This window comes from Streptomyces sp. MB09-02B (assembly GCF_033794485.1).
GTDB lineage: Bacteria > Actinomycetota > Actinomycetes > Streptomycetales > Streptomycetaceae > Streptomyces.
In genome coordinates this window covers 1-12,130 of sequence record NZ_JARGEE010000282.1, presented here as the reverse complement: position 1 = coordinate 12,130, position 12,130 = coordinate 1, and the positions used below count along the sequence as shown (strand labels likewise).

At 72.6% G+C, this 12,130-nt stretch carries 8 protein-coding genes and 2 tRNA genes; 2 read left to right on the top strand and 8 right to left on the bottom strand.

Annotation, left to right across the window (positions count from 1 at the left end; genetic code table 11):
• From P1P70_RS30685 to P1P70_RS30650, 8 genes are all read right to left on the bottom strand, one after another.
• On the bottom strand, window positions 1-992 hold a 992-nt coding region (locus P1P70_RS30685), incomplete at its 3' end, for a glycosyltransferase family 39 protein (RefSeq protein ID WP_319243537.1).
• Window positions 989-2,551, bottom strand: coding sequence for a bifunctional glycosyltransferase family 2/GtrA family protein (locus P1P70_RS30680; RefSeq protein WP_319243535.1), 1,563 nt, complete (start codon window positions 2,549-2,551; stop codon window positions 989-991). The genes P1P70_RS30680 and P1P70_RS30685, both read right to left, overlap by 4 nt.
• A gap of 40 nt (window positions 2,552-2,591) precedes the next feature.
• Window positions 2,592-4,331, bottom strand: coding sequence for a HAMP domain-containing sensor histidine kinase (locus tag P1P70_RS30675; RefSeq protein WP_319243533.1), 1,740 nt, complete (start codon window positions 4,329-4,331; stop codon window positions 2,592-2,594).
• A complete protein-coding gene (locus tag P1P70_RS30670; protein WP_319243531.1) occupies window positions 4,328-5,068 on the bottom strand; it encodes a response regulator transcription factor in 741 nt (246 codons plus the stop codon). Before P1P70_RS30670 ends, P1P70_RS30675 begins: the two co-directional genes overlap by 4 nt.
• 298 nt (window positions 5,069-5,366) lie before the next feature.
• The gene (locus tag P1P70_RS30665) at window positions 5,367-6,254 is read right to left on the bottom strand and encodes a DUF2797 domain-containing protein (protein WP_319243529.1); all 888 of its coding nucleotides are present in this window, start codon (window positions 6,252-6,254) and stop codon (window positions 5,367-5,369) included.
• Window positions 6,255-6,424: 170 nt separating this feature from the next.
• Window positions 6,425-6,646, bottom strand: a complete 222-nt coding sequence (locus P1P70_RS30660) for a hypothetical protein (protein WP_033526723.1) — start codon at window positions 6,644-6,646, stop codon at window positions 6,425-6,427.
• A gap of 312 nt (window positions 6,647-6,958) precedes the next feature.
• Window positions 6,959-7,031: transfer RNA gene (locus P1P70_RS30655), tRNA-Arg, on the bottom strand.
• Window positions 7,032-7,232: 201 nt separating this feature from the next.
• Window positions 7,233-7,323, bottom strand: a tRNA-Ser gene (locus P1P70_RS30650).
• Between the two features lie 439 nt (window positions 7,324-7,762).
• Between P1P70_RS30650 and P1P70_RS30645 the strand changes: the two genes are divergently transcribed.
• Window positions 7,763-8,230: an SSI family serine proteinase inhibitor gene (locus P1P70_RS30645; protein ID WP_319243539.1), complete on the top strand. Its 468-nt coding sequence runs from the start codon at window positions 7,763-7,765 to the stop codon at window positions 8,228-8,230.
• 299 nt (window positions 8,231-8,529) lie between these two features.
• Window positions 8,530-12,130 (top strand): PAS domain-containing protein (locus tag P1P70_RS30640; RefSeq protein WP_319243527.1); only part of this gene is annotated, 3,601 nt, incomplete at its 3' end.

Below are 12,130 nucleotides of genomic sequence, written 5' to 3'. Positions count from 1 at the left end.
CCTCCTCCGCCACCGCCGACGCTGCCCGTCTCGTCGCCGTTCAGACGGCCGAGGCCGTTGTAGCCGAAGGTCAGCTCCAGGAAGGAGTTGTTCTGCGAGCCGCCGATGTACGGACGGGACGACGCGGGCCACAGCTCCACGATCGCGACCCACCAGCCGCCGGAGACGACCATCGCCAGCCCGGCGAGCAGCACCTGCCCGACCCGCTTCTTCACCGAGGCCGGTGCGAGGACGACATACACGAGCGCGAGGACCGGCAGGATCAGGAACGCCTGCAGCGTCTTGACCAGGAAGGCGAGGCCGATGGCGACACCCTCCCAGACCAGCCACTTCGTCTGCGCCTTCTCCAGGGCGCGCAGCGTGCAGTAGACCGCGGCGGCCATCAGCAGCGCGAGCGCCGCGTCCGGGTTGTTGAAGCGGAACATCAGCGCCGCGACGGGGGTGAGCGCGAACACCGCCATGGTGAGGAAGCCGGCCGTGGCGTTGAAGCGACGGCGCGCGGCCGCCCACAGCACCCCGGCGGTGGCGACCGCCATCAGGACCTGCGGGAACAGGATCGCGAAGGAGTTCAGGCCGAACAGCCGCACCGACAGTGCCATCGGCCAGAGGGAGGCCGGGGGCTTGTCGACGGTGATGGCGTTGGCGGAGTCCAGCGAGCCGAAGAAGAAGGCCTTCCAGGACTGGCTGCCCGCCTGCACGGCCGCCGAGTAGAAGGAGTTGGCGTACCCGGAGGCCGTGAGGTTCCAGGTGTAGACGCCGCCGATGAGCAGGAGGGCGAGGAGGAAGCCGGGGCGGATCCAGCGGTGGTCCTCGGGCCTGCCTCTCCACAGGCGCTTCGCGAAGGGCTGGCCGGGCTCGCCCGAGCCGGGCGCCGGGGGCTCGGCGGGTGCCCCCGGAACCGCCGGTTCCTGTACGGCGGTCGAGGCGGGCGGGGGTCCCCAGTCGGGGCCGGGACCGCCCGGCCGGCTGGTCGACTCGAACTGCGTGGTCATCGTGCGTTCCTCGAATCCTGATCGTGCGGGCGCACCGGCCGCATCCGCATGGTCGGTTCCCCCCAGGTGCGGTCCGCGGCTTCTCCGGCGCGGAACGGGGTCGTGGTCGTGGTCGTGGTGTACGTCGGCTGGAACCGGTCCTGGTGGCCGTACGGCCCCGGCTGCCCCGGCTGCCCCGGACGTACCGTCGCGGCGGTCGCGTGGACCGGCGAGGAGGTGTGGCGCGAGGTGGGGTGGTGCGCGTCGGAGTGGTGCGATGCGCGGTGGTGTGCGGCGGGGTGGTGCGCGACGACGGTCGAGCCCTCGGCGACGGAGCCCTCACGCCGGTCCGGGAACACCCACGCCCGGAAGAGCAGGAACCGCAGCACCGTCGCCGCGAGATTGGCCGCGACGAGGACCGCCAGTTCCGTGGAGTGCGCGGGATCGGAGGTCGCCGTGTGCAGCGCGGCGAGCGAGCCGCTGGTGAGGGCCAGTCCGATGCCGAACACCACCAGCCCCTGTGCCTGGTGCTTGATGACACCGCCGCGGCCTCGGACGCCGAACGTCAGCCGTCGGTTGGCGGCCGTGTTGGCGACGGCCGAGACCAGCAGGGCGAGCGCGTTGGCGATCTGGGCCATGGAGAAGGTCCGGAAGCCGCTGTAGAGGAGCAGGTAGAACAGGGTGGAGAGGCCGCCCACCACGCAGAAGCCGAGGAGTTGGCGGGCGAGGCCGCGCGGCACGTCCTGGATCTCACGGTCACGGGGATCGTCCCCGAACGGCCGTGCGATCCGGTCCAGCGCGAGGGACCCGGTGGCCAACGCCTTCCCGACCCGCCACACACCCTTGAGATCGTCGGTGGCCGTCTTCACGATGTGGACGGTCGAGTCCGGGTCGTCGACCCAGTCCACCGGCACCTCGTGGATCCTGAGCCCGGCCCGCTCCGCGAGCACCAGCATCTCGGTGTCGAAGAACCACCCGGTGTCCTCGACCAGGGGCAGCAGCACCTGGGCGACGTCCCGGCGTATCGCCTTGAACCCGCACTGCGCGTCCGAGAACCGCGCCTGCAGCGAGCCGCGCAGGATCAGGTTGTACGCGCGGCTGATGAACTCCCGCTTGGTGCCGCGCACCACCCGCGAGGAGCGGGCGAGCCGGGAGCCGATCGCGAGGTCCGAATGACCGGAGATCAACGGGGCGACGAGCGGGAGCAGGGCGTTGAGGTCCGTCGACAGGTCCACGTCCATGTAGGCGAGGACCGGCGCGTCGGACGCGGACCACACGTTCCGCAGGGCCCGCCCCCGTCCCTTCTGCTCCAGCCGGAAGGACGTCACCTCGGGGAGCTCCGCCGCCAGCCGCGCGGCCACCTGCGGGGTGGTGTCCGTCGACGCGTTGTCCGCGATCGTGATGCGGAACGCGTACGGGAACGTGCGTGCGAGGTGCTCGTGCAGTCCGAGCACGCACGGCTGGAGGTCCTTCTCCTCGTTGTAGACGGGGATCACTACGTCCAGGACAGGCGTACCGGCGTTTCCGGCCGGGAGGTGCTCCCGCGCCGGCAGGGTGCCGGGAGAAGAGTCGGTTCGCATGACAGACACATTCGCGAGCCGCTCTGTTATGCCCGTGTGCTCACACTGTGGTGCGCCTGTGAGTCCGATGCCAGGGTGTCGCGCCGGTCACCCGGCCGTTCCTGTCGGACGCGCCGTCGAACGCGCCGTCGCGCTCGCCGTCGTGCCCACCGTCCCGCTCACCGTCGTACCGGATGTCGTCGAGCTCCCAGTTCGCGACGTCGTCGAGCGGCGGTACGTCCCGGCCGAGGGCCGGCAGATGCACGGTGAAGACGGTCCTGCCGGGCACGCTGTCGACGGTCACGGCACCGCCGTGCGCGTCGGCGACGGCCTGCACGATGGCGAGCCCGAGTCCGGTCGAGCCGGAGGCCCTGGACCGCGACGAGTCCCCGCGCGCGAACCGCTCGAACACGTGCGGCAGCAGCTCCTCCGGGATGCCCTGTCCGTCGTCCTCGACATCGACGCACATCCACGGCCCGCGCCGCTGCACGCGGGCGGTGACGGTGGTGCCGGGCGGCGTGTGCGTCCGCGCGTTGGCGAGCAGGTTGACGAGCACCTGCTGCAGCCGCGCCGCGTCCGCCGACACGAGGGCGGGCATGTCCGGCAGGTCGAGCCGCCAGCTGTGGCTCCGCCCGGCGACGCGCGCGTCGCTGACGGTGTCCACGACAAGGGGGATGAGGTCGGTCTGCTCGAACTGCAACGGCCGTCCGGCGTCCAGCCGCGCGAGCAGCAGCAGGTCCTCGACGAGCATGGTCATCCGCCCGGACTCGGACTCGATCCGCCCGAGCGCGTGCCGGGTGTCGGGCCCGATCTCCTCCCGGCCTCGCCGGGTCAGCTCGGCGTACCCGCGGATGGACGCGAGCGGCGTCCGCAGCTCATGACTGGCGTCGGCCACGAACTGCCGTACGCGCGTCTCGCTCTCCTGCCGGGAGTGCAGGGCGCCGTGGATGTGGTCGAGCATGCGGTTGAGCGCGGCACCGACCTGGCCGACCTCGGTGCGCGGATCGGTCTCGGACGCCGGGACGCGTTCGTTGAGGGTGACTTCACCGGTGTGCAGGGGCAGTTCGGAGACCCGGGTCGCGGTGGAGGCGACCTTGCGCAGGGGCCGCAGAGCGACACCGACGAGAACGGACCCGGCGATACCCGCGGCGACGAGCCCGGCGCCGGTGACGCTCAGCTCTACGGCGATGAGGGTGCTGAGGGTGTTGGTGACCGACTTGGTGGGCAGGGCGACGTAGAAGTTGCCCTTGCTGCCCTCGATATAGGTCACCCGGTATTCGCCGAGGTCGGGAATGTCCACGGTGGAGATACAGGTCTTCGACACCGAGTCGAGGGCGGCCTCCTGCTCGGCGCCGAGAGCGACGGTGGTCATGCCCTGGAAGACGTCGCTGTCGGACGTCTTCTCCTTGGCGACCACGGCCTCGGTGACCCCGCCGTCCGTCCCTAGCTGGGCGACGACGGTGTACTCCTCTGTGCCGCCCTTGGTGACGAACCCGAAGGGGCTGTCCGGCGGGATGTCGTCACCACCGCGGCCCCCGGGGAACTTCCCGTCCGGCGGACCGGCGGCACGCTTGGCGACCTCTTCCACCTGGGTGTTCAACTGCTTGTTGAGGTGCTCTCGCAACGCGACCGTGGTCACCGTCCCGATGACCGCGCACACCACCGCGATCAATGCCACCGCGGAGACGACGAGCCGCGTACGCAGGGTGCGCGGCTGTCCTCGCCTCAGCCGCTTCCTCAGCCGCTGCGTCGACCCCGGCCTCTGCTGCCTCTGCGTACGCGTCCGTCGTCGCCCGCTCATGAGGAGCCGGGCTTGATCAGATAGCCGGCCCCACGCCGGGTGTGGATCATCGGCTCCCGCCCGGCGTCGATCTTGCGCCGCAGATACGAGATGTAGAGCTCGACCACGTTGGCCTGGCCGCCGAAGTCGTACGACCACACGCGGTCGAGGATCTGCGCCTTGCTGAGCACGCGCCGCGGATTCCGCATGAGGAAGCGCAGCAGTTCGAACTCGGTGGCGGTGAGGTGGATGTTCGCCCCGCCACGCGACACCTCGTGGCTGTCCTCGTCGAGCATGAGGTCACCGACGACGAGCACGGAGTCCGAGCGGCGGTCGGCGGCACCGGACCGCCGGATCAGCCCGCGCAGTCGCGCCACCACCTCTTCGAGGCTGAACGGCTTGGTGACGTAGTCGTCGCCACCGGCGGTGAGCCCGGCGATCCGGTCCTCGACCGCGTCCTTCGCGGTCAGGAAGAGCACCGGCACGTCCGGCAGCTCACGCCGCAGCCGCCCGAGGACGGCCAGCCCGTCCATGTCGGGCAGCATCATGTCGAGGACGACGGCGTCGGGCCGGAAGTCCCGGGCGGTCTGGATGGCACCCGTGCCGTCCCCCGCACTCCGGATCTGCCATCCCTCGTAGCGCAGGGCCATGGACAGCAGTTCGGTGATCGACAGCTCGTCGTCCACCACAAGCACGCGGACGGGGCTCCCGTCCGGCCTCAGCAGTTCGGTGCGCCCCTGGGGCGAGGTCGTGGTCATGCTCGACACCTTGTCGGGGCCCCCTGAGAACACCCTTTCCGGAACCTGTGATTTTTCTGAGAAACACACAGGCGCCTCTCAGGAAGCCCCTGGGAAGATCCCCGACTTCTCGGACACCACCCCCGCCGACCAGCACGTCTCTGATCGTTCGCACGGCGTTCCCCAGGCCGCCTCACCGGGGCCCCACAGCCCCGCCGCCACAGGAACGGCCCCTGGGCCGACCCCCACTGACCCCACCGCTATGCAAGCGCCAGCCCGGCATCTCAGACAGCCCGCGATCTCAGAGATGCCCGCCATCTCAGAACAGCCCGTCCTGCACGCTCCCGCCCCCTCGGCTCCTCAACTCCCGTACGGGCAGGGTGAGGACGTCCCGGGGCCCTTCGGCGTCGGGTGCGGTCAGCTCCCACCCGGTCATGAGCCGGGTGTCGAGCACGACGACTCCCCGCCCGGTGGCCAGATGCAGATCGGGTCCGGCGGCGGCGAGGACCTCTCCGCCCACGGCCCCGCCCGGCGCCAGCTCGGTCACCACTCCGTCGGCGGCCGGCAGCCCGTCGAGCCCGAACACCCCGAAGTGATCGACGGCGTGGAACGGAAGGCGCTCCAACGACTCGGGCCACGCCGCGAGCCCCTGGGCCCGCCCGTGCAACTCGGCCAACTCCCCGACGCGCTCCTCGACCGCCGGCAGGCCGACCCGCACGACCCGCTTCTCGGCGTACGGAATCCGATCCGGCACCCCGAGGGCGGCCCGGAGCATCTCCTCCGACCGCCGGGCGGCCATCAACGGCCCGCGACCGAGCCAGCCGAAGCAGACCGCACCCTGCTCCAACAGCCGCGCCGGCCCCCGCTCGACCGCGGTGATCCCGACCTTCACCATGCCGGGCCCGAACCACGCGAGGTACACGTGATACGGCCGCGGGTCGTCGGCGATCGTGTCGGCGGCCACGGAATGCGCCCGGTCGAGCCGCGCACACTCCTCGCACCGAGCCCCCGTGCTCCGCCCGGGCACCTCGGCCCGCACCGGGCAGGGGTTCCCGCGAGCGCCCACGCACGTACGCCCGTCGCTCACGACCTTGAAGGCCACCGCCTTCCCCCGCGGCAGCGGACTCCCCCGTCCACCCGCCCACCGCAACGACGGCGCCCCGTCCTCACCCCAGCGCAGCCCCGTACATCTCCACACACGTGCCATCCCTCACGACAGTAGAGGGCACCACTGACAACGCGTCCGCCCGGCGAACCGGGCGCGGACCGCGGGGCGGCACGACGGGGTAGGGGCATGGCGCAACTGAGGGGCGCGCGCCCCTCCCGATCGATGCCCAACTGCGATGCGGACGTCCGGCCATCCGGCCGTGCGTCGTCCTACAGCTTGCTCATCTTGCTGTACGGGCTGAGGATCCGCTGCCGCGCCGAACCGAAATCGACGAGCGCCGCGATCCCGTCCTCGATGCCGATCACCCGGCCGAGACCGTACATGTCATGTGTGACCTGGTCGCCCACCGCGAAGTGCTTGGGCGGTGGGGCGACCGGGGCCTTGAAGGGACTGGTGGGCAGATAGCGCTTCGGTGCACCTGGCTTTGTCATTGCGCCCAGTATGCGCCAACCTTCAAGCCCCCCGTCCGGCCCAGACCCACTTGATCTTGGTCCTCGGAACACCGCCCGGCCACTCAGCAGCCCGCAAGTCCCCACGCTGCCGCCCCAGCTCAGCCGAAAACGGGAGCCTCCGGCCCCCTCACCGCGCCGGTCAGAGAATCCTGAAATCGTGCGACGCGTGTGGCAACGCACACGGGTCGGACTCGGGCTCACCAGACTCCTGGCAGCCCGGCATATCCATATTCGTGGCGGCGACAAAGCCAGAGGCCCCGTGGAGTGATCCACGGGGCCTCTGGTCAGCTGTGCACTCGGCAGGATTCGAACCTGCAACCTTCTGATCCGTAGTCAGATGCTCTATCCGTTAAGCTACGAGTGCTTGTTCTGTTTTCCCGCCGTTCCCGGCCCTTTCGGCCCGCTCGCGGCGACAGGAAGAACATTACATGACTGCCGTCGCCATGTGAAATCCGTTTGCTGTACCCCTTGCGACCTGGGAAAACACCCTGTGAGGGTGGTCTCGGGGCGGGGGCGGGAACGACGAAGCCCCGGTCGCGTGGACCGGGGCTTCGGTGATCAAGCGCGGAGGCGGAGGGATTTGAACCCTCGATGGGATTGAAGTCCCAAACCGCATTAGCAGTGCGGCGCCATAGACCGGACTAGGCGACGCCTCCAGCACAACCGCCCGCGCGAGCGCGAGTGGTGCGTGCAGATGATGACACAGCCTGGTGGGCTGTCACCAATCGCCTCCCACGGTACTAGGCGGAGAGGCCGCAGGGCAAAGCCGTATGGCACGTCGGGAGTGGTGCGCCGCACTGCCCGCGCGGGCGGACACGGCGCACGACGGCGCCGCAACCGTGGGGCGGGCATGGCGTTAGTCAGGTCATGTTGCAGAGCCTTCCCGGCGCGCGCCCGAACTCCTCCACCGCGCTCCGCACCCCGCCTTCCACAGCGCTCCCCACGGCGCCTCCCTCGAAGCCCACCCCGCCTTCCACAGCGCTCCTCACCACGCCTTCCTCGAAGCCCACCGTGCTGCCGACCGCACCACGCCCCCCGGCGCTCCCCAGCGCATCCCCAGCCCCACACCCCGGCCGCCGCCCTGGCGCCGCCACGCTGAGCCGGGTCCTCCTCGGTGCCGTCGCCTCGGTCGCCGCGGCCGCCGCCGGCACGCTCGCGCCCGTGGCGCCGGGCGCGTACGCCGCCGAGGCGGTGTCGCGGCCGACGCCGCCCATGCCCACCCCGGCCGTCGGCCCTGGCGACCGGCTGACCGTCACCGTGCGCCAGGCCGGCGGCGGCGCGGACGGGACGTTCGAACTGCGGTGCCATCCGGAAGGGGGCACCCACCCGGACGTACGGGAGGCGTGCGGGCGGCTCGATCGCCGGACGACCTGGGGAACGGATCCGTTCGCGCCGGTCCGGTCCGGCACCGTGTGCACGATGCAGTACGGCGGACCGGCCACCGCGCATGTGACGGGGACCTGGGCCGGGCGCCGCGTCGACGCCCGCTTCGACCGCGGCGACGGCTGCGAGATCGCCCGCTGGGACTCCCTGGTTCCCGTGCTGCCGAACCTCCGCGCGTAAAGAGGAGGGGGGCGAAACCGGCCACCCACCGAGCGGAGCGGACACCCCTCCCGGCGCCCGCGCACAGCCCGTACATATGTGCCTCCGTCAAGGTCCTCCGGCAAAACACACGGTCACGGCATCCCCGTCCGCGCGGTCACGGCATCTCCGTACGTTCGGTGTGCGACCTCCCTCTCATCCGGCGTCGCGAGCGCAACCTCTGCCCGTAGACTCCCTCGCGTGACACGTTGCGGGCCGGTTGGCAAGATGGCCATGGGCCCAGCGGTCGGCAAGGTGCGGTAACAGGGAGGAAGCGTCTCGTGAGCAGCAGGCCATCCCGAGGCGCTGCTCGCCTCGCAGCCATACTGGACGCGCTGCCCGATGCGTTGGTGCTGGTCAACGCCAATGGGACCGTCGTCAACGCCAACACCATCGCCCTTGAGACCTTCGAGGCCCCCGGGACCGCCTTGGTCGGACGGGGCCTGCTCGACCTGCTGCCCGAGTTCGACTCCCGGCTCATCCCGGGCTCCATGCGGCGGCCCGACACCATGGACCCGACCGGGCGGACCAAGCCGACCCGCATGATCGCCCGGCGGACCGACGGCACCGAGTTCCCGGTCGAGGTCACAAGCGCGAATCTGGAGAACGGGCAGCAGGCGTACGACGGTTACGGCTACGCCAACGACGAGCTGCTCATGCTGGTCGTACGGGATCTTTCGGGCACGGTCGACACCGAGGCCGAACTCGCGCGTTCGCAACGGCAGACCGAGATGATCCTGCGGGCCGCGTCCGAGGGCGTGGTCGGGACCGACACCGACGGGCGGATCGTCCTCGTCAATCCGGCCGCCGCCCAGATACTGGGTTATCGGGCCAGTGACCTCGGCGGACGCGAGCTGCACACCCTCGTCCTGCACTCCCGCGAGGACGGCGCCCCCTTCCCGTACACCGAGTCGCCGCTCGCGGACACCCTGAAGTCCGGGCGCAAGCACCGGGTGCGCGGGCAGGTGCTGTGGTCGAAGAACGGCGAGAAGGTGTCGGTCGACCTGACGACCGCGCCGGTGCGCGACGGGGACCAGCTCGTCGGCGCCGTGATGACGTTCACCGACCGGCGGCCGTACGACAAGCTCGCCGAGGAGAAGGACGCCGAGGCCGAGACCCACGCGGAGGAGCTGGAGCGGCTCGCCAAGGAGCACGCCGAGGAACTCGCGGGCGTGCGCGAGGAGCACGCCGCCGAGCTGGCCGAGCTCAGCGAGCAGCATGCCGAGGAACTCGCCGCCGGGGACGAGCGGTACGCGGCGCTCGGGGAGCGCGAGAAGGACCGGTACGAGGCGCTGGCCGCGCGGCACGAGCAGCTGCTCGCCGTGCTGGGCACCTCGCTGCGCGGCCCGCTCGACCAGCTCCGCAGCGAGCTGGGCACGCTCGCCGCCGACGACGCCGGGCAGCTGTGGCCCGAGGCGAACCAGGTGCTGCACCATCTGACCGCCGGATACTCGCGGATCACGACGCTCATCGACAACGTGCTCGGCTACCAGCGCATCGACGCGGGCGAGGACGACCTCGTACGGACGACCGTGATGCTCGACGCCGTCGTCGCGGCCGGGGTCGACGGGGCCGTCGAGCTGGTCGGACCGGGGCGGGTGCAGTTCGCCGTGCACGCGCCGCCCATCGAGGCCGAGGTGGACCAGACGCGGCTCGCGACCGCCCTCGCGCATCTCGTCGCCGATGTCGCCGGTGTCGACGCGACGGGCAACGCGCCCATGTCGATCGGCGGCTACATGGACAACACCGTCGTCGTGGCGGCCGCGCAGCGTGGTGAGGTCGTGCGCATCGAGGTGCGCGGACCGTACGCCGGGGGAGACCCGGTGCACCAGCCGATCGTCCAGGGGATCGTGCGGGCGCACGGCGGTGTGCTCCAGACGGTCGAGGTGCCGGGGATGAGCGGCAGCGCGTATGTGCTTGAGGTGCCCCTCGGCGGTGGTGCCGGGGCGGTGCCCGTCGCGCAGCTGCCCGCGGTGACGGGCGTCGAGGTCGATCCGGGGGCCGTGGCCACCGGTGCCGAGGTCGCCCTGCCCGAGCAGGCCCCCGCGAGTGGTGGGCGGCGGCGGGCTCGGCGTTCGTCGGTGGACGCGTTCCTGGAGAGCGAGGACGCTCCCGAGGGCCAGGAGGCCGAGGCCGAGCCCGCTGTCGCCCCGACCGGGCGGCGCCGGCGCAGGGCGGAGGACGCGGCGGGAGCGCCGGGCACGGCCGTCGGAGCCGCCGGTTCCGGTGAGGGCGCCGGGGCCGAGGGCTCCGGGGGTACCGGGCGGCGACGTGGACGTGCCGCCTCGGCCGAGGCGGACGGTGAGGCCGTGGCCACCGAGGGCGCGGTCGTCACGGCGGCCGAGCACGCGGCGGGTGCCGCCGCGGCCGCCACCGGGCTGGGCGGGACCGTGCCGCCGCAGGGTGTGCCCGCGCCCGGCGGACGGCGCGCGCGCCGGGAGCCCGCCGCACAGAACGCGTTGCCGCCGGCGCTGCCCGCGGGGCCGGCGGGGCCGGGCCCGGTCACCGAGGCGACCGCCGGCTCCGCCCCCGCCGAGTCAGGGGGCGCCCAGCAGCCCACCGGCCGTCGTCGTCGTGCCCTCGGGGGCGGCGAGGAGCGCGCCGCCGCACCCGAGCCGGGTGCGCGAGCCGTCTTCGCCCTGCCACCGGCCGAGGCCGACCGGGGCCCCGATTACACGGAGGCCACGGGCCTCGGTCCCGTCCCACTGCCCGCCGCGCCGGGCGCCCCCGGCACACCGATGCCGATGCCGCTGCCCGCCGGAGCAACGGGAACCGCCGTGCCCGTGCAGGCCCGGGAGGGGTACGACGGCGAGGGCGACCAGGGTGCGGCGGCCGCCGCGGCCGGGGTTCCCGCTGTCGGCGGGCCGGTGCCCGGGGGAGGGCAGGTCCCCGTCGGGGGGCCCGTGCCGCCCGGGGGAGTCGCGCCGGCTGGAGGGTCGGTGCCTGGCACTGGTGTCGCGCAGCAGTTCACCGGAGTCGGGGCCGGGGCCGGAGTCGGGGCCGGACAGCAGCTTCCCCAGAGCGGCCCGGGGGCGCCTGGTGGCGTTGCCGGACCGGGCTCTGGGCAGCCGGCCGGTGCCGGGCAGACGCCCGGCGGTGGCCAAGTGGCCGCCGCGGGGCCGATGTCGGGTGCCCCGGTCGGCGGGGGCGACGACGGTCGCCATGACGCCGCGTTCCACGACCCGGGCGACGACCACACCCCGCCGCAGCCGCACCCGGTGCCCACGCCCACCGGCCGCCGCCGTGCGGTACGGCAGCCCGCCCCCCAGCAGGGCGGCGCCGCCGGCGCGACGGCACCCGGGCAAGGGGCACCGACGCAGGGCGCTGTCCCTCAGGCCATTCCCCCGCAGGGAGGCCCCGGGCAGCCGGTCCCCGCACCGGGTGCGGCGATGGCCGCCGCCCAGCCCGTCTCCGCCCAGAGGATCCCGGGCGGCCCGCAGGCCGTGCCCGTGCAGGGTGTCCCCGGCGGACAGCAGGCCGTGCCCGCCCAGGCCGCTGGGGTCGCTCCCGGCCAGCCCGTCCCGGCGGGGATCGCGGCCGCGCAGTCCGGCACTCCGCAAGCAGTTCCCGGAGGCACCGCTCAGGCAGTCGCCGGACAGGCCCTTCCTGGTCAGGCCCTCCCCGGTCAGGCGGCCACCGGGCAGCCTCTCGCGACGCAGGCCGCCGCTGCTCAGACCCCGGGGCAGCCTGCCGTCGGGCAAACCGGTGCCGTGCAGGGATTCGTCCCACCGCAAGGGGCGCCTGGTGACCGGCAACAGGTACCCGCGCAGGGCGGCGCCCTCGGGCACTCCGTCGTCGTACCGGGCGCGCAGGGCGTACCGGGGATGCAGGCCGTGCCCGTGGCTGGGGTGCCGGCAGCAGGGGCGCCCGGTACGACAACGG